Consider the following 18727-nt stretch of genomic DNA (forward strand, 5'->3'; position numbering starts at 1 on the left):
ATACAAATGAATTTGGTAGAATAAAAGAAATGAACATTTTAACGCTCAAGGTGGTGAGTATTATCGTTCATCAATGGTTCATCGAAGGGCTTTATAGCATCGGTCGTTTTTTCCTTCATCCATTTGTTTATTTCTTTTTGATTTATTCATTTGTTCTTGGTTTCATTCGCGTGAAAAGAGAAAGAAAATCGTTTCATATTCGTGTTTATGATGCATTTGAGGAGATTCGTTTTACATATACGAAGGGGATTGTCGTTGGGCTTTTCTTTTCCATCATCAGCCTTGCTTTCGGATTTTATTTATCATTTGGGGCAATTGTTTTATGGACATTAGTGACATTTGTTTTCAGCTTAACGTTTCGTCCCCGATTACTCTCACCTGTCATAACAGTAGGTACAACCATTTTATTGATCCCTATTTTTCTAAAATGGAGAGAAGGGAACCATTGGATAGACACCTTTTTTGTTGATTTAGAAAAAATTAATGTTCCCGTGTTCACCTTATTATTTGTTTTATTTATTGTCTTGGAAGGAATTTTAGTTTACCGAACAGGACATCTTCGCACCTCTCCATTTATTATCAAAAGTCAACGTGGTTTACCGATTGGAAATCATGCAGCAAAACGAACATGGTTAGTTCCATTTTTATTGTTTGTTCCTGGAGGAGAGCTTGAATCTCCTTTTACTTGGTGGCCAGTTTTCTCCATGAATGGGGAGTCATTTTTACTGCTGTTTTTACCGTTAATAGTCGGGTTTGAGCAGCGCATCCAAGGATCATTACCGAAGGAGAGTATTCAAACGACAGGAAAACGAATTATTTGGCTTGGGATTTTGTGCTTGATTCCAGGTTTTCTTTCCATTTGGGTTCCGCTCTTTTCCTTTATAACTGTATTGATCGCTCTGATAGGACATGAATTCATTACCGTCAAGCAACGAATGAATGACGATTCCGCTTCCTATTATTTTTCAAAACGAGATCAAGGCTTAATCATATTAGGAACGCTGCCAAACTCTCCAGGTGAAAAAATGGGACTAAAAGTTGGAGAAATTTTGCTAAAAGCAAATGGAAAGAGCGTCAAATCAAAATTAGAATTTTACGAAGCGCTGCAGCAAAACCGCGCCTATTGTAAGCTTGAAGTAAAGGGGCTAAATGGAGAAATTCGCTACGTAAAAGGAGCACTTTACGAGGGAAGCCATCATGAACTCGGCATCCTTTTCGTTCCAGACGATAAAAAATGGGAAAAAGAAGCTGCTTCCATATCATAGAAAAGAGGCTGTTCCATATGTGTAAGATCTCACACGTTTTTTGTGTTGAGGTCTGACACGATGACAGCCTCTTTTTCAATTCGAGCGACAATTTCGCATCTTTCCCTAAGTTCGGCGGAGAATCTCTCGGTTTGCGGGAATAATCTCTCGGTTTGCGGGAATAATCTCTCGGTTTGCGGGAACAATCTCTCGGTTTGCGGGAACAATCTCTCGGTTTGAGCGATTAATCTCTCGGTTCGTGCGAAGAATCTCTCGGTTTGTGCGAACAATCTCTCGGTTTGCGCGATTAATCTCTCGGTTTGCACGAAGAATCTCTCGGTTTGTGCGAACAATCTCTCGGTTTGAGCGAACAATCTCTCGGTTCGCGGGAATAATCTCTCGGTTTGAGCAAAAAATTACCCGGTTCGCGCGAAAGTACATTCCCTCTACTCGTTTATTTCATGCTTTTCAATATGGTAGCCGTGATCATCTTTAGCCGAACGGACAAACATCGTCCCAAACGTAATCGCAAGTCCCATAATTATACCAATGGTTCCAATATTTATATCATTTTTGTATATAGCGCTAAACCCAGAAACAAAAAGTCCAAAAGAAATAATAAAAGGCAATATGGACGGATTTGGCATGTGAATATCCTGCAGCGGCTCAGCAGGCGTTAATTCCTTATTACCTTGCTGCTTTTCAATCCACCAAGGATCGAGTCCTTTAACTAATGGGATTTGTTTAAAATTATACTCAGGTGGAGGGGAAGAGAGTGCCCACTCCATCGTTCTCGCATCCCATGGATCATTTCCCGCTTTTTCTCCTTTCGCAAAGGTAATGATAATGTTCACTAACATGACAGCAGTAGCGATCGTCATAAAGATAGCACCGATCGAACTAATGAAATTTCCCAAATCAAATCCTTGTCCAGGCAAATAAGTAAAAATTCGTCTCGGCATTCCCCATAAACCTAAAAAATGTTGAATAAAGAAAGTGAGGTGAAAACCTATAAAAAAGAGCCAAAACGAAATTTTTCCTAATCTTTCATTTAAAATCTTTCCGAACATTTTTGGCCACCAGTAATGTAAAGCAGCGAAAAGGGCAAAAACAACACCGCCTACAAGCACATAATGAAAGTGGGCAACGACAAAGTATGTGTCATGAAATTGGAAATCAGCCGGCGCAGCTGCAACCATAACACCTGTCACACCGCCGATTGTAAAGGAAACGATAAAAGCAATCGACCAGAGCATCGCTGTGGTCGTCCAGATACTCCCTCCCCACATTGTAAAGAGCCAGTTGAATATTTTAATACCAGTTGGAACCCCAATGGCCATTGTTGCTAAGGCAAAAATAGAATTCGCAATCGGTCCAAGTCCTGTCGTAAACATATGATGAGCCCACACCATAAACCCTAAAAATCCGATTAATACTGTGGCAAAAACCATCGACGTATAGCCAAACAGCCTTTTTTTCGAAAAAGCCGGAATCGTCTCTGAAAAAATGCCGAACGCTGGAAGCATTAATAAGTACACTTCTGGATGTCCGAAAATCCAAAATAAATGCTCCCAAATGATTGAATTCCCGCCTAACGAAATGTTAAAAAATGCAGTTCCAAATAAACGGTCTAACATTAAAAAAAATAAGGCAACCGTTAATACAGGAAAGGCAAACAAAATTAAAGCAGAGGAAACAAATGTTGACCATGTGAACAGCGGCATTCTCATGTAAGTCATTCCTGGGGCTCTCATATTAATAATGGTCGTTAAAAAATTAATCGCTGAAATAAGAGTTCCTAGACCGGATATTTGTAAACCAATTGTATAAAACTCTGTTCCGTGTGTTGGAGTTTCCAACGCCAAAGTTGTGTAGGAAGTCCATCCTGCATCAGGAGCTCCACCTAAAAAAAAGCTTAAATTAAGTAAAAGCCCGCCAAATAAAAAGAGCCAAAACCCTAATGAATTTAAAAACGGAAACGCTACATCGCGTGCGCCAATTTGCAGTGGCACAATCGCATTCATAAAACCGAACAAAATGGGTGTTGCTGCTAAAAAAAGCATGGTCGTCCCGTGCATCGTTAACAATTGATTATAAAAGCCTGCACTGACAAAATCATTTTGTGGAAACATTAATTGAATCCGGATCAATAATGCTTCAAGTCCTGCTAAAAGAAAGAAGAAAAGGCCTGCAAACAAATATAAATGAGCAATTTTTTTATGGTCAACGGTTGTTAAATAGTCTAAGACGATATTTTTTTTATAAATTAAATTTGTTTTCATTCCAAAACCTCCTTAACATGATTTGAAATATGTACCATCATCATTTTGTGCAATGATGGAACAATTTATCCTCTTTTTGGTGATTTTCCTAGCCAGCCAGCAACATTGATGGGGTCGATAACATGTTCACGCTTTCCCCATTTGACAAAAAAGTAGGCGATAAACGTTAAGCTGACGACATGAAATCCCCCTAAAAATATAAGTATTCCTAACAATAAATCTATTTGTTGATCAACATGAATGAGGGAAATTTGCCTCATCTCTTTGAAAGTCGATTGGTTCGTTAAATAGAACAAATATAGGATAAAAGTAATTATGACCATGTTGACGAAAAGGGTGAGTATTTTTTCCTTTTCATTTTGTTGTGGTTGAATAAAAACAGAAGAAATAATGAGGCTCCACCATAGCAAATAGGAAGTCATCGTAATGAGCAATTTCAATACAATAGTTAAAAAAATGGGTAAGTCCGTCATGAAATACATGAATAAAAAGGAAAAAAATAAAATTTTCGTAGTTCTAGGCTTGATTAAAAATAGAAGAAGATGGCGGAAACGATAATACCAAAAAAGGCGATGCAAATATTTTTCTAACCCTATTAAAATGAGGGGAGGTATAACAAACCAAAACAACATATCATAAAACATTTGCAGGATCATATTTTCGGATTCTATTACGATTGAAAGGAAGTTTTCAAGCAATAATAATAAGAGGCCTAAATAAAAGGATAATTGATTCAATAGATGAGCTGACCAAGATTTGCTTGCTTTTTGATACCATAACGCTGCTGCAAACTCAATCATAAATAAAAGGACAAACAAGATTAGATTATAGGAAAAAGACAACTGTTCCATTTTCATAATTCCTTCCTTCTTTCATTTATCACCTATAATTTGGATATGTTTATGGAATTATATGCATTCGTATTTAGTATTCGGTAAAAGATTTTCATAAACCTTTGGAAGTGGTATGATGAAACTAAAAGCTCAATTGGAATAGCAAGATGAACATAAGGCTTATTTATAATGAGCGTACAGTGAATGATCAAATTTTTGTACAAGAAAGAGGTATTTAATCATGTTAAAGCTTGTTCTCGCTGCCTTTGTCCCGTTTTTACTCGTATTATTTTTTACACGTGTTACGTACAATCATTATGTCGGAACACTTTTAACAGCGGCTCTTCTCATTGCGTCTTACTACGCTGGACATATGAATACTATCTATGTTGCCATACTAGATGTTGTTAGTCTCATTGCTGGTTTTATTGTCGCAAACAAAATGAAGGAAAATGTGAAAAAATCTACGTAAGCCTGTTCTTTATATAGTAGATCAGGTTTCTTTTTATTAGGCTGTTTTCGTCAATTTTGTTGCTTTTCGCCTGTCTATGAACCGAACAAAACACGTGGTCGGACAAACCGTATTTGACCGGCCATCTACTTTTGTTCGGTTCACGTCATGTTACAACGTGTAGCTAGCGTGTTGCTTCTTTATGACTGTCGAAAAGCTATAGTCAAGCAACAATCTTATTAAATCGATTAAGCGGAAAGATCCCCTATCTTTGGCTCAAAAAAACGTTCCTTAAGACCTTCAAATCTCTTACATCCTTATTTGGGCTCATTAAACCACAATTATTTGTTACTCTTCCCAAAGATCTCAAGGCAATATTTACAACACGAACTTTAGTTCGTACTTTTAGAGATTTTACTTCTCATTATGGTACAATATGTTTACGATTATGAGGAAATGGAGGCTTTCGTGTGAAAGATCGGTTTGAATTAGTGTCTAAATATAAGCCGCAAGGAGATCAGCCAAAAGCGATCAAGCAATTAGTAGAAGGAATTAAACAGGGCAAAAAACATCAAACTTTGTTAGGAGCAACAGGAACAGGTAAAACGTTTACGATTTCAAATGTTATAAAAGAGGTGAATAAACCGACACTTGTCATTGCCCATAATAAGACACTTGCAGGACAGCTTTATAGTGAGTTTAAAGAATTTTTCCCAAACAATGCCGTTGAATACTTCGTAAGCTACTACGATTATTATCAGCCAGAAGCATATGTCCCGCAAACAGATACGTACATTGAAAAAGATGCGAGTATTAACGAGGAAATTGATAAATTGAGACACTCTGCGACATCTTCGTTGTTTGAACGAAAAGATGTCATTATTATTGCCAGTGTGTCCTGTATTTATGGTTTAGGTTCTCCAGAGGAATACCGAGATCTTGTCGTATCTCTTCGTGTTGGTATGGAAATTGAGCGTAATGAATTGTTACGAAAGCTTGTTGACGTACAGTATGAAAGAAACGATATTGATTTTCAACGCGGGACGTTCCGTGTGCGCGGTGACGTTGTGGAAATTTTCCCTGCTTCAAGGGATGAGCATTGTATTCGCGTTGAATTTTTTGGTGATGAAATTGACCGTATCCGCGAAGTCGACGCTTTGACGGGAGAAATTATCGGGGATCGTGAGCATGTCGCCATTTTCCCGGCTTCACACTTCGTCACACGTGAAGAAAAAATGAAAATTGCCATTCAAAATATTGAGAAGGAACTTGAAGAGCGTTTAGTGGAGCTTCGGGAGCAAGGAAAGCTGCTTGAGGCGCAGCGTTTGGAGCAGCGGACTCGTTATGATCTAGAAATGATGAGAGAAATGGGTTTTTGTTCTGGAATAGAAAACTACTCCCGTCATTTAACATTGCGGCCTCCTGGTTCTACACCGTATACGTTATTAGATTATTTTGGTGATGACTTTTTAATCGTCATCGATGAATCACATGTGACGATTCCTCAAATTCGCGGAATGTATAACGGTGACCAAGCTCGTAAGCAAGTATTAGTCGATCATGGATTCCGCTTGCCTTCAGCGATGGATAACCGTCCGCTTAAGTTTGAGGAATTTGAAAAGCATATGAAAAACGTGATTTACGTTTCAGCAACACCGGGTCCATATGAACTGGAACAAGCTCCTGATGTTGTTGAACAAATTATTCGTCCAACAGGTCTTTTAGATCCTACAATCGATGTTCGCCCGATCGAAGGTCAAATTGATGATTTAATCGGTGAAATCAGGAAGCGTGTAGCACGTAATGAACGGGTTTTGGTCACAACATTAACGAAAAAAATGGCTGAAGATTTGACCGACTATTTAAAGGAGATTGGTATTAAAGTAACGTACCTTCATTCAGAAATTAAAACACTTGAGCGTATCGAGATTATACGTGACTTGCGTTTAGGAAAACATGAAGTGTTAGTAGGAATCAACTTATTAAGAGAAGGTTTGGACATACCAGAAGTGTCTCTTGTTGCGATTTTAGATGCGGATAAAGAAGGGTTTTTACGTTCAGAGCGTTCGTTAATTCAGACGATTGGCCGTGCAGCGAGAAATGCCAATGGCCATGTCATTATGTATGCTGATACGATCACCAAATCGATGGAAATCGCGATTAATGAAACGAAGCGTCGTCGAAGTATTCAAGAGCAATACAACAAAGAACACGGAATTGTTCCGAAGACGATTCAAAAAGAAATTCGTGATGTTATTCGTGCAACATATGCAGCTGAGGATCAATCGACATATGAAGCGGATAAAGCACTTAAACTAGATAAATTATCGAAGAAAGAAAGAGAAAAAGTGATCGAGCAAATGGAAAAAGAAATGAAGGAAGCAGCGAAAGCATTAGATTTCGAACGAGCAGCCGAGCTGCGTGATCTCATCATGGAGTTAAAAGCGGAAGGATGATTGAATAATGGCAATGGACAAAATCATTGTTAAAGGAGCAAGAGCCCATAACTTAAAAAATATCGATGTCTCAATTCCTAGGGATAAGCTGGTCGTCCTAACTGGGTTATCGGGTTCAGGAAAATCCTCATTGGCTTTTGATACGATATATGCAGAAGGGCAGCGGCGCTATGTTGAATCGTTGTCAGCGTATGCGCGACAATTTTTAGGGCAAATGGATAAACCCGATGTCGATGCGATTGAAGGATTATCACCGGCGATTTCCATTGACCAAAAAACAACGAGCCGCAACCCACGTTCAACGGTTGGAACGGTAACGGAAATATATGATTACTTACGTTTATTGTACGCTCGTGTTGGGCGACCGGTATGTCCAACACATGGAATTGAAATTACATCGCAAACGATTGAACAAATGGTCGATCGCATTCTAGAGTACCCGGAACGAACAAAGTTGCAAATTTTAGCTCCTGTTGTTTCTGGGAGAAAAGGAACACATGTGAAAACATTTGAAGATATTAAAAAGCAAGGATATGTCCGTGTTCGTGTTGATGGGGAAATGATGGAGCTTTCAGACGACATTTCCTTAGAGAAGAATAAAAAGCATTCCATTGAAGTGGTTGTGGACCGGATTATTGTCAAAGAAGGAATTCAAACAAGATTAGCTGACTCGCTAGAAACAGCGTTGAAGCTTGGACAAGGTCGTGTCATGATTGATGTCATTGGAAAAGAGGAGCTGCTTTTTAGTGAACACCATGCTTGTCCAATTTGTGGTTTTTCTATTGGTGAACTAGAACCACGTATGTTTTCATTTAATAGTCCATATGGTGCTTGTCCAGATTGTGATGGTTTAGGAACGAAGCTAGAGGTTGATTTAGACCTTGTGATTCCAAACAAAGAACTTTCATTGCGACAGCATGCAATAGCTCCGTGGGAACCTTCTAGTTCACAATATTACCCACAGCTTTTAGAAGCAGTATGCAATCATTACAGCATTGATATGGATATTCCGGTCAAAGATATCCCCAAACACCTAATAGACAAATTATTGTACGGCAGTAATGGGGAAAAAATTTATTTCCGTTATGAAAATGACTTTGGCCAAGTGCGAGAAAATTATATTGAATTTGAAGGGGTTGTTCATAATATTGAACGTCGGTATAAAGAGACAACCTCAGATTATATACGTGAACAAATGGAACGATATATGGCACAGCAAGCTTGTCCGATTTGCCACGGTCATCGCTTAAAAAAGGAAAGCTTGGCTGTATTAGTGAATGGACGACACATCGGAGAGGTCACTTCGCTTGCGATTCATGAGGCGTATGAATTCTTTGAGAAACTAGTATTGACGGAAAAAGAAATGAAAATTGCTCATTTAATTCTACGCGAAATTAAAGAGCGTTTAAGCTTTTTAATGAATGTCGGTTTAGAATATTTAAATTTGAGCCGGTCTGCTGGGACGCTATCGGGAGGGGAGGCGCAGCGCATTCGTCTTGCAACCCAAATCGGCTCGCGACTAACAGGAGTATTATACATTTTAGATGAGCCTTCCATTGGCTTGCATCAACGTGATAATGATCGTTTAATTCGTACACTGCAAAATATGCGTGATATCGGAAATACGTTAATTGTTGTGGAGCACGATGAAGATACGATGCTTGCGGCTGATTACTTAATTGATATCGGTCCAGGGGCAGGGATTCATGGTGGACACGTCGTATCGGCTGGAACACCTAAAGAAGTGATGGAAGATCCAAACTCATTAACAGGGCAATATTTATCAGGGAAAAAGTTTATCCCGCTCCCAATTGAGCGAAGAAAGCCGAATGGACGATTTATCGAAATAAAAGGAGCGCGGGAAAACAACTTAAAAAATATTCATGTCAAATTTCCTCTCGGTACGTTTATTGCCGTAACAGGTGTTTCTGGTTCTGGAAAAAGTACACTAGTCAATGAAATTTTGCATAAATCGCTTGCCCAGAAGCTTCACAATGCAAAAAGCAAGCCAGGAGAGCATAAAGAAATCAAAGGCATTGAGCATTTAGATAAAGTCATTGATATTGATCAATCGCCAATTGGGCGAACACCGAGATCCAATCCTGCTACTTATACAGGTGTATTTGATGATATTCGTGATGTATTTGCCCAAACAAATGAAGCAAAAATTCGCGGATATAAAAAAGGTCGTTTTAGTTTTAACGTAAAAGGAGGTCGTTGTGAAGCGTGCCGCGGCGATGGAATTATTAAAATTGAAATGCATTTTTTACCAGATGTCTACGTGCCTTGTGAAGTTTGCCATGGAAAACGATATAATCGTGAAACACTAGAAGTCACTTATAAAGGAAAAAACATTGCTGATGTATTAGAAATGACGGTAGAAGATGCACTCGAATTTTTTGAGAACATCCCAAAAATTAAACGAAAGCTGCAAACCATATATGATGTAGGACTTGGATATATAAAACTTGGACAACCAGCTACAACATTATCAGGCGGTGAAGCACAGCGTGTAAAGCTGGCATCAGAATTACATCGCCGTTCGACAGGCCGTTCCTTATACATTTTAGATGAACCGACAACGGGTTTACATGTTGATGATATTTCCCGATTATTAAAAGTTCTGCAGCGGTTAGTAGAAAATGGTGACACGGTGTTAGTGATAGAACACAACTTAGATGTCATTAAAGCAGCAGACTATATAATCGATCTTGGCCCTGAGGGAGGAGCAGGTGGTGGTACGATTGTTGCAACAGGTACACCTGAGGAAGTAGCGGAAGTTGAACAATCGTATACCGGGAAATATTTAAAACCGATTTTAGAGCGTGATCGAGAGCGGATGAAGCAACGAATTCGTGAAACAGAAGCAATAGCAAAGAATTAAGGAAGAGCATACTTCAGCATGACTATAACATGTTGAAGTATGCTCTTTTTTTGTTGTTTAAATTATAAATTTACAACTTGTGGACAACCTTGTTCATCGTTGTTTTTTTATTGCCTGAGTTTCCTCTATCTCCTACTGAAAGGTCTTAGTTTGTACGCCGCTTTAGCGAACGCCCCGCGCTTTTGTTTGTATGGGAGCGATAGGTTTATAAGGGAATGAATAGTGAGCTATTTGTTGCAACAAAGATTTTTATTTAAATAATTTTTCTTAAAAGTATTGCATTTCAGTTATATTTTTGTATACTTGTATTACAAGAAGATAATATGAAATATAGATGCGAGTCTTCATATCAAAATGAAAATACATATTTAACATGCCATGAAATATTTGAGTATACGAGATGACAGAAAATGAAAAACAGGGGTTTTCAATGTGAGTAAGCAAACACAAATAGATCAGATATTAGAAGAACTAAAAAATTTCATAGAGCCGAAAAGATTATTAACACAACTGGAGGATCTCGTAAGCTTTTCTTATGATGCTTCATTTGGTGTTTATTTACCTGAAATTGTCGTACAACCGACATCAACGGATGAAGTTCAAAAATTGATGAAATTGGCCAATAAATATAAAGTACCCGTATATCCAAGAGGTCAAGGAACAAGCTTAAGTGGCGGCCCTTTGCCAGTAAAGGGTGGAATGGTTCTTGATTTTTCTCAATGGGATCAAAAGCTGGAGATTTATCCAGATGATTTAATTGCAGTTGTGTCGCCAGGTGTATTGACGTCTGATATAAACGCAGCTGCAAATGAATACGGATTAATGTATCCACCTGATCCGAGCAGCTCAAATGTGTCCACAATTGGTGGTAATTTAGCTGAGAATGCCGGTGGGCCACGAGGCTTGAAATATGGCGTGACTAAAGACTATGTGATTGGTCTGGAGGCAGTTACGCCAGAAGGAGAAATCTTTAGAACTGGTGGTAGAACGGTTAAAAACGTAACAGGTTATGATTTGACGAAATTAATTGTTGGTTCAGAGGGAACATTAGCGGTGATTACCGAAGCGATTTTGCGGTTGTTTCCAAAACCGCCAGCAACGAAAACTTTAATGGCTATTTTCAACGATATTGTTGATTCTGGCCGAGCAATCTCAAAAGTTTTAAGTTCAGGAATTCTCCCATCCAAGATGGAATTGATGGATCAAGCTTCAGTCGTTGCGGTTGAGAATTACCAACCACTTGGACTGCCTACAGATATAGAAGCTATTTTATTAATTGAATTAGATGGACATCCTCAAGCCATTGAAGAGGAAATCGTAAAAGTGGAACAAATTTGTAAAGAGGTCGGAGCAAGAGAAGTCAAAGTATCTAGAAATGAAGAGGAAGCATTACAATTGTGGAAAGCCAGAAAGCTAGTTTCACCTGCTATTGCTCGTATAAAGCCGACCAAAATATCGGAAGATGCAACCGTTCCAAGAAGTAAGATTCCAGAAATGTTCAAGAGATTGAAGGAAATTAAAAACAAATATCAAATCGATTTAGTCGTTTTTGGACATGCTGGTGATGGAAACTTGCATCCGAATATCATCGCAGATCAAAGAGATGTCGAAGAAATGAAAAGAGTTGAAAAAGCGGTTGAAGAAATTTTTGCAGCTGCCGTAGAACTCGGTGGTACTTTATCGGGAGAACACGGAATTGGAACGATGAAAGCACCATTTTTGGAGATGGAGTTAGGAAAGGTAGGCATTGAAATGATGAAGAGAATTAAACAAAGCTGGGATCCAAACAATATTTTAAATCCAGGAAAAATTTTCCCTGAAGAAGGGCAAAGGTTCGTGTTGCGAAGTGAGTAAACAAGAGCCAAAATACAATCTCGCATACGATGAGACATTTAGTTGTGTTCAATGCGGCTATTGTCTTCCATCTTGTCCAACCTATAAAACGATGGAAAAGGAAACACACTCCCCAAGGGGCAGAATAAACTTAGTCAAGATGGCGGCTGAAGGAAAAATTCCCATTTCCCAGTTAAAAGAACCGATCGATTTATGTTTAGGATGTCGTGCCTGTGAAACAGCTTGTCCAACAAACGTACAATATGGAAAAATACTAGATTCCGCAAAAGTAGCATTGCAAAATGAAGTAAATGATAGGTCGAAAGCGAAAAAATATTTTAAAGATTTAATTTTCAAACATACATTGCCAAATGAGCGGACATTAAATCTTCTTGGAAATGGGTTGAGGATGTATCAAAAATCAGGTTTAAAGCAAATTGCTCATAAGTCTGGAATCATCAACTTATTCCCTAAAAAAATTAGTGCGTTTGATCAAATAACACCAAATATACCAAGTCAAGCAAAAAAAAGACAACGTCCGCGTGTGTTGAAGCCAGAAGGGGAAGCAGCGTTTAAAATTGGATTTTTTAAAGGCTGTATCATGGATACTGTCTTTTCTGAAATTAATGATTTAAGTATGAAGCTATTGCGGGCAAGTGGGTGTGAGGTTGTTTTAATAGAAGAGCAAACTTGCTGCGGAGCACTCCAAAGCCATAGCGGAGATCGGGAAATAGCAAAATCTTTAGCAAAAGCCAATATTGAAGCTTTTGAACAACACTCCTTTGATTTTATTGTCAATAGCATCGGTGGCTGCGGAGCGATGCTTGTTGAATATCATCATTTATTTGAAGATGATCCTGAGTGGTATGAGCGAGCAAAAGCTTTTGCAGAAAAAAATAAAGATATTAGCTTTGTGTTATCACAGCTTGAACTACCCTTTAAAAAAGAGATCAACAAAGTGGTAACCTATCAACCATCCTGTCATATGACAAATGTTCAAAAGCTAACAAAAGAGCCCTTACTCCTGCTTCGCTCCATTCCGGGAATAACATATAGAGAGCATGATCAAGCGAATATGTGCTGCGGATCAGCAGGTATTTATAATATTGTGAATTATGAGGAATCAATGGAAATACTAGATGAGAAAATGAAAAATATTCAAAAGATTAGCCCTGATATCATCGTAACAACGAATCCAGGATGCCATTTACAAATGAAATTGGGAGTAGTAAGGGAGAATTTATCAAATTCAGTAGAAGTCGTTCATTTAGTAGAGTTATTGTGTGAGGCTTGTGATATTAAAGTGGATGGATGAATAGCCCATTTCATTGACGATATAAATGGATAATTGTCTATTAAGTTGTAAGATTAGTAGACAAATAATGTTTTTGATAAAGGATATTATTTTAGCTAACAGTTTTTATAGCGATCATTTGAAGAAAAAACATTATAATATTTATTGGTCTGGGAAGCGAAAATTGCTTCCCTTTATTAATGGGTAGCGACAATTGTTTATCAAATTTGACTTGTAATTGGGGGAAGCATGTTGTGGATATGTCAACTCTTTTGTCTTCGTTTGGTATTATGACAATCATTATTTTATTAGGATTTATCATTGCCCGAAAATATAAGGTTACTGCTGAATCTAAACAGTTGTTAATCATCATTATTATTCATATAGCTGTTCCATCCATTATCTTAAATGGAATTTTTAATACGGATATGAATGGTACAACACTTGCAAAAATGTTCATGATCTTTCTCCTTTCTATTATGTTTAATACGGTCGGTATTTTATTAGGGTGGTTTAGCGCCGTTATTTTTCGTTTTCGAGCTATAAAAGCAAAAAAAATAGCTATTTTGTCAGGATTAGGGAATACGGGCTTTATCGGCATACCTCTTTGTGAAAGATTATTTGGTCCGGAAGGCGGCTTATTAGCAGCCATCTATGATGCGGGGCTAGATGTTGTAGCTTTTACACTTGTCATTGTATTACTACAAAAAAATGAAAAATTTTCTTTTCGTAGTTTTAAAGCCATTATGAATATGCCTATTGCTGCGATTATGATTGGGGTTTCCATTGCAATTATCGGTTATCAGCCGCCTTTGCTCATAAAACATTTAACATCAACCTTAGCGAACCTAGCTGCTCCATTAGCGATGATTTACATCGGTTTGTTAATACCAGAGTTTCTCAAGGAAAAGAAAAAAATACCTGTACGTTTTGTAAGCCTTTCTTTGATAATGAAACTATTCATAATTCCACTTCTTTTCATTATGATCTTACAAATCATGCCTATTGCAGTTGAAGTGAAAAATGTTGTTTCTATTCAGGTATCCATGCCAACATTTATGTTAGCAACTGTCTTATTTGCCAAATATGCTAATGATGAGGAAACAGCTGTGATGATTACGATTTACTCGACGATTCTTTCATTAATAACCGTGCCCCTAATTGTTTATGCAACAAGTTTATTTTTATAAAGTTCGTGAATATTCGAATGATATACAAATGGTGTTCTGTCGGAAGGTACGTGAATCTTTCTAAAAATAGAGTCGTATAAATAAAGGCTCTTTTCTAAAAAATTGTTGCTTTACTATACGATAGCTTTTTTATTGCCAATCATCGTATTCTTTATTTCTGATTCAGATTGTGTAAAACGCGATGCTAAATGTTCCCTTTTTTCACATATTATTCCTGTCATATCTGTCGTTGTTTCTGTTCTTATTGGTATAACCGTTTTATGGTCGAGTGCATTGGACTTCCTTGTTTTTGGATTAATCGCTTTTGTTGGATTGATCAATATTATTGTTGTGATATGGAATATTGTTCAAGGAGTTAAACTTATTGTTGCCGAATAATAATGGTAATAAAAACAAATTTTAAAGGGAGAGTTAGGATGAAAGAGGAACGGAAACGTATTTTAAAAATGGTGGAGAAAGGGGAGCTGTCGGCGGAGGAAGCCATTACATTAATAGAAAAGCTTGAAGAAGAATACAAAAATAAGGAAGCAGAAATGCTAAATGAATTATCGGTTGAAGTGCTTTCTACAAATGATGGGCAGCATGAGTCGAAGCAGAAAACATCAAAAGCTTCTAGCTTTGCCGCAAAATTTATGGATTTTGTTGATGCAGCATTGAAAAAAGTAAAGGATTTAGAGTTTGATTTTAACTTCGGCCAATCAGTGCAGTTTTCACATATTTTCCAGCTGCAAAAGCCGAATGCAGTTGAACTATCCATTCACCTTTTGAATGGAAGTGTGACGGTAGAACCTTGGAATGAAGAAGATATTCGAGTGGAATGTGAGATTAAAGCTTTTAAAACAGAAGAAGTGACGACTGCTCGTGAGATGTTTTTACAATATACACAATGTCAAATGGAAGGGAACCGTTTCGTCTTTTTCACTGATAAGAGAACGATGAAAGTCAATGCAATTTTTTACGTACCAGCTCGTATTTATCAACAAGTGAAAATTAAGCTGTTTAATGGACCGATTAGAGGGGAAAGGTTAAAAATAGAAAATTTAAAAGCGAAAACAGCGAATGGTATGATTTCATTTAAACGGGTTGAAGGGAAAAAAGTGGTGATGCAAACGGCAAATGGGCAAATAAAATTAAATCAGTTTTCTTATGACGATGTAGATTTGGAAACGATCAATGGGTTAGTGGATGTCAATGGGCAGGCTCGGAAATTAGATTTACAAAGCTTTAATGGACATTTAATCGTCAAGATGAATGAACCGTCCTGTCATACCATATATGCGAAAACGACAACAGGGAATATTGATTTTGATTTCCCTGAGCATATGGCGATTGACGGTGAATGGAAATCAAATTTAGGCTCATTCTCATATGACCCTTCACAATTAACGATCATTGATGAAAAAAATGAAGTTTTACAGAAGAAATTGCGTTTTACAACAAATCCGCTTAGTGAGAATAGACTCACATTATTTGCAGAAACCAAAACAGGTTCTATTTTTTTAAAACCATGAGGTGATTTCAATTGAAACGATTGTATCGTTCTCGAAATAATAGTAAACTTGCTGGGGTGCTTGGCGGTATTGCGGAATATTTCCAACTAGATCCGGCGATTGTTCGTTTAGTCTTTGTCATTTTATTGGTGTTAACAACCTTTGTACCATTTGGGCTTATTTATTTGGCTGCGATGGTGATTATTCCAGAAGAGAAGGATGTAAGTCAAAATGATGATTAGATGGTTAATAAGTATATTAGTAAACGCTCTTATTTTAATTGTTGTTGCTGGATTTTTCGACTCGTTTTATTTAAGTGGAGTTGGAGCTGCCATTGTCGCAAGTATCGTTCTTTCCATCCTGAATACTCTTATCAAACCTTTTTTAATCTTATTAACTTTACCAGTTACTGTCCTTACATTTGGATTGTTTTTATTTGTGATCAACGCTATAACGCTAATGATTGCTCAAGGAATCATGGGGGATTCGTTTTATATTGAAGGCTTCGGTACTGCGATCATTGCTTCTGTTTTTATATCATTGCTAAATTTAATGATTTATAAAGCAATTATCGAGCCATTGCGGGAACAAAAATGAATTCATTTCGTAAACACTCCTTCCTCTGTGTAGGAGTTTTTTTATTTTTGGCTCTTTTCTAAAAGATTGTTGCTTTACTATACGATAGCTTTTCGACTGTCAAGCAAGCGAAACGCTTGCTACACGTTGTAGCGTACGTGAACCGAACAAAAGTCGATGGGGCTGTCTAAAAAGTCCATTTTAGTGTTTATGTTTGCAAATTAAAAACCCGAGAATGTTGATATAACAGCATTCTTGGGTTTTAATTTTTTAATGCTCAAACTGAAAAACCACTTTTCGGACAGCCCCACGTGCTTTGTTCGGTTCATTAGACAGTCGAAAAGCAACAAAGTTTACGAAAACAGCCTTATTTTTTAAACTGCTAGATCCAAAATTTAACGACGTATAAAGTTCTCTTCCTTCTCCTAAAAGGCTCGTCAATAGACGAGTTTCTTTAATTATACTGAGTGCCGTTCATGGGCACGATATGAATAGGTGATGGAAAATGAATATTTTTTGGAAGAAGTCGTTGTTTCTTATATATGTTTTTTTCCTTTTATTAACAGGATCTCATCATCTTCATATGGACAGATCTATTCTTGCTACGGCGAGACCGATTAAGGATTCTTCTCAACTTGAAACGATTGTTTGGTTATCAGATACACAATATTATTCCGAGCGTTACCCCCATATATTTCAAAGCCAAATTACATGGATTTTGCAAAATCGTTCTTTATGGAATATTCGATATGTCATCCATACCGGGGATATTGTCAATAAAGGAGAAGATAACATTCAATGGACGCGTGCAAGTGAGATTATGCGGCAATTAGATGATGCGGAGATGCCATACGGAGTATTGGCTGGAAATCATGATCTTGTCAAAAAGAAATCATATCAACAATATTCCTTATATTTTGGTGAAAATCGTTTTATCGGTAAGCCTTATTACGGTAAGTCTTATCAAAACAACCGTGGACATTACGATATCCTCACGATTGGTGACCAGCCTTTTCTATTTCTTTATATGGGTTGGGGAATTGGATCTGAGGAAATAAAATGGATGAATGAAGTGTTAAAAAAATACGAAAACCATATTGCTGTGTTAGCTTTTCATAAGTATTTACATAAGAACGGGAAAAGAACATTTGTTGGTAGAAAAATATTTCAAAATGTAGTGAAAGAGAACCCGAATGTCAAATTAGTTTTAAGTGGTCACTATGATGATAGTGAGTATCTTGTTACAAAGCTTGATGATAACCAAGATGGTACCCCTGATCGAAAGGTATATGAAATTTTAGCCGATTACCAAGGGGCACCGAAGGGAGGACAAGGGTTTTTCAGGCTTTTTCACTTTTATACTGACTCTCGTACAATGTACGTCCGTACATTTTCACCTTATGTCAATCAATTTTATTTTTATTCACCAAATAAGCATCCCGGAAAGGATGAATATTGGATTGATTTATCAGAATAACCTTAAATACTGTCCTGCTGTTTAACAATGATTGGATCATATCCTAATTTTTGCAGTTGTTCCGCTAATTTTTCTGCATTTTCTTTTTGCTGAAATGCCCCTAACTGAACTTTATATAATGATGGGGAAGTTGATGGTATTGCTTCGGTTTTGAATGGTATTTGATAATACGTTTGGATAGCCTTTGCGATGGCTTTCGCGCATTTTTTTCGATAAGCCTCCGTTTTTAAAAGTTGAGCTTCTTCTTTATTGGTCATAAAACCACATTCACATAGTACGGCGGTCATCTTCGTTTTTCGTAAAACATAAAAGTCAGCTGTTTTGACGCCTCTGTTTTTCCGGCCTGTTTGCACGATGAGCTCACGTTGAATGACATTGGATAAGTCAACAGCTTCTTTTGGCCGTGATTTGTAAATATAAGTTTCGATACCACTTACACTATTCCATTTTCTCCCATATCCATAAGCGTTTGCATGGATGGAAATGAATAAATCTACTTTTAACTCGTTAGCAATCGTCGTTCGTTCCTTTAGAGGAACGTCCTTGTCATCAGAGTGTGAAAAGAAAACCTTGACCCCTTTCAGCTTTTTTAATTCCGCTTTCAAATAATTGGCAACGGCGCGATTAAATTCATATTCCTTCATTCCATCAACTGTTTGTTTTCCTTTTGTTTGATAACCGTGTCCTGCATCTACGACAATTTTCATTCATTCTCAC

16 protein-coding genes are annotated in these 18727 nt (G+C 37.4%); 12 read left to right on the forward strand and 4 right to left on the reverse strand.

Annotated elements, in window-relative coordinates:
* Positions 1–29: 29 nt before the first annotated feature.
* Positions 30–1265 carry a PDZ domain-containing protein gene (locus J2S06_RS05155; RefSeq protein ID WP_419151530.1) on the forward strand — a complete coding sequence of 412 codons (1236 nt, stop codon included), beginning with the start codon at positions 30–32 and terminating at the stop codon, positions 1263–1265.
* Positions 1266–1294: 29 nt separating this feature from the next.
* On the opposite strand, the gene J2S06_RS05160 is transcribed toward J2S06_RS05155, so the two are convergent.
* The 3 genes from J2S06_RS05160 to J2S06_RS05170 all read right to left on the reverse strand — a co-directional run bounded on the left by J2S06_RS05160 (position 1295) and on the right by J2S06_RS05170 (position 4383).
* Positions 1295–1618, reverse strand: a complete 324-nt coding sequence (locus tag J2S06_RS05160; protein ID WP_419151531.1) for a hypothetical protein — start codon at positions 1616–1618, stop codon at positions 1295–1297.
* 72 nt (positions 1619–1690) lie between these two features.
* A complete protein-coding gene (gene ctaD, locus J2S06_RS05165; protein WP_419151532.1) occupies positions 1691–3526 on the reverse strand; it encodes a cytochrome c oxidase subunit I in 1836 nt (611 codons plus the stop codon).
* 65 nt (positions 3527–3591) lie between these two features.
* Positions 3592–4383: a cytochrome c oxidase assembly protein gene (locus J2S06_RS05170; RefSeq protein ID WP_419151533.1), complete on the reverse strand. Its 792-nt coding sequence runs from the start codon at positions 4381–4383 to the stop codon at positions 3592–3594.
* 217 nt (positions 4384–4600) lie between these two features.
* Here J2S06_RS05170 and J2S06_RS05175 point away from each other — a divergent pair, with 217 nt between their 5' ends.
* The 11 genes from J2S06_RS05175 to J2S06_RS05225 all read left to right on the forward strand — a co-directional run bounded on the left by J2S06_RS05175 (position 4601) and on the right by J2S06_RS05225 (position 18010).
* Positions 4601–4831 carry a CsbA family protein gene (locus J2S06_RS05175; RefSeq protein WP_419151534.1) on the forward strand — a complete coding sequence of 77 codons (231 nt, stop codon included), beginning with the start codon at positions 4601–4603 and terminating at the stop codon, positions 4829–4831.
* A 449-nt stretch (positions 4832–5280) separates the two neighbouring features.
* A complete protein-coding gene (gene uvrB, locus J2S06_RS05180; protein ID WP_419151535.1) occupies positions 5281–7266 on the forward strand; it encodes an excinuclease ABC subunit UvrB in 1986 nt (661 codons plus the stop codon).
* 7 nt (positions 7267–7273) lie between these two features.
* Positions 7274–10150 (forward strand): excinuclease ABC subunit UvrA, encoded by a 2877-nt coding sequence (uvrA, locus tag J2S06_RS05185; RefSeq protein WP_419151536.1) that lies wholly within the window; start codon positions 7274–7276, stop codon positions 10148–10150.
* A 450-nt stretch (positions 10151–10600) separates the two neighbouring features.
* On the forward strand, positions 10601–12004 hold the full coding sequence (locus tag J2S06_RS05190; RefSeq protein ID WP_419151636.1) for an FAD-binding oxidoreductase: 1404 nt from the start codon (positions 10601–10603) through the stop codon (positions 12002–12004).
* On the forward strand, positions 11997–13298 hold the full coding sequence (locus J2S06_RS05195; RefSeq protein ID WP_419151537.1) for a (Fe-S)-binding protein: 1302 nt from the start codon (positions 11997–11999) through the stop codon (positions 13296–13298). Before J2S06_RS05190 ends, J2S06_RS05195 begins: the two co-directional genes overlap by 8 nt.
* Positions 13299–13537: 239 nt before the next feature.
* Positions 13538–14467, forward strand: a complete 930-nt coding sequence (locus tag J2S06_RS05200) for an AEC family transporter (protein ID WP_419151637.1) — start codon at positions 13538–13540, stop codon at positions 14465–14467.
* A gap of 132 nt (positions 14468–14599) precedes the next feature.
* Entirely contained in the window at positions 14600–14845 is a 246-nt protein-coding gene (locus tag J2S06_RS05205) for a hypothetical protein (RefSeq protein ID WP_419151538.1), read from the forward strand.
* 38 nt (positions 14846–14883) lie between these two features.
* Positions 14884–15978, forward strand: coding sequence for a DUF4097 family beta strand repeat-containing protein (locus J2S06_RS05210; RefSeq protein ID WP_419151539.1), 1095 nt, complete (start codon positions 14884–14886; stop codon positions 15976–15978).
* 11 nt (positions 15979–15989) lie between these two features.
* A complete protein-coding gene (locus J2S06_RS05215) occupies positions 15990–16199 on the forward strand; it encodes a PspC domain-containing protein (RefSeq protein WP_419151540.1) in 210 nt (69 codons plus the stop codon).
* Positions 16192–16554, forward strand: coding sequence for a phage holin family protein (locus J2S06_RS05220; RefSeq protein ID WP_200894653.1), 363 nt, complete (start codon positions 16192–16194; stop codon positions 16552–16554). The genes J2S06_RS05215 and J2S06_RS05220 overlap by 8 nt, the downstream gene beginning before the upstream one ends.
* A 484-nt stretch (positions 16555–17038) precedes the next feature.
* The gene (locus J2S06_RS05225) at positions 17039–18010 is read left to right on the forward strand and encodes a metallophosphoesterase (protein ID WP_419151541.1); all 972 of its coding nucleotides are present in this window, start codon (positions 17039–17041) and stop codon (positions 18008–18010) included.
* A gap of 2 nt (positions 18011–18012) precedes the next feature.
* Here J2S06_RS05225 and J2S06_RS05230 read toward each other — a convergent pair whose 3' ends face one another.
* Entirely contained in the window at positions 18013–18717 is a 705-nt protein-coding gene (locus J2S06_RS05230; RefSeq protein ID WP_419151542.1) for an N-acetylmuramoyl-L-alanine amidase, read from the reverse strand.
* Positions 18718–18727: the final 10 nt, after the last annotated feature.

The organism is Bacillus alveayuensis (genome assembly GCA_030812955.1).
In the GTDB taxonomy this organism is placed as follows: Bacteria; Bacillota; Bacilli; order Bacillales; family Aeribacillaceae; genus Bacillus_CB; species Bacillus_CB alveayuensis.

Excerpts from the sequence above, each read along its gene's own strand:
- J2S06_RS05220 (WP_200894653.1), top strand. The coding sequence starts at position 16,192 with ATGATTAGATGGTTAATAAGTATATTAGTAAACGCTCTTATTTTAATT.
- J2S06_RS05170 (WP_419151533.1), bottom strand. The coding sequence starts at position 4,383 with ATGAAAATGGAACAGTTGTCTTTTTCCTATAATCTAATCTTGTTTGTC.
- J2S06_RS05200 (WP_419151637.1), top strand. The coding sequence starts at position 13,538 with ATGTCAACTCTTTTGTCTTCGTTTGGTATTATGACAATCATTATTTTA.
- J2S06_RS05210 (WP_419151539.1), top strand. The coding sequence starts at position 14,884 with ATGAAAGAGGAACGGAAACGTATTTTAAAAATGGTGGAGAAAGGGGAG.
- J2S06_RS05155 (WP_419151530.1), top strand. The coding sequence starts at position 30 with ATGAACATTTTAACGCTCAAGGTGGTGAGTATTATCGTTCATCAATGG.
- J2S06_RS05175 (WP_419151534.1), top strand. The coding sequence starts at position 4,601 with ATGTTAAAGCTTGTTCTCGCTGCCTTTGTCCCGTTTTTACTCGTATTA.
- J2S06_RS05225 (WP_419151541.1), top strand. The coding sequence starts at position 17,039 with ATGAATATTTTTTGGAAGAAGTCGTTGTTTCTTATATATGTTTTTTTC.
- ctaD (WP_419151532.1), bottom strand. The coding sequence starts at position 3,526 with ATGAAAACAAATTTAATTTATAAAAAAAATATCGTCTTAGACTATTTA.
- J2S06_RS05230 (WP_419151542.1), bottom strand. The coding sequence starts at position 18,717 with ATGAAAATTGTCGTAGATGCAGGACACGGTTATCAAACAAAAGGAAAA.
- uvrA (WP_419151536.1), top strand. The coding sequence starts at position 7,274 with ATGGCAATGGACAAAATCATTGTTAAAGGAGCAAGAGCCCATAACTTA.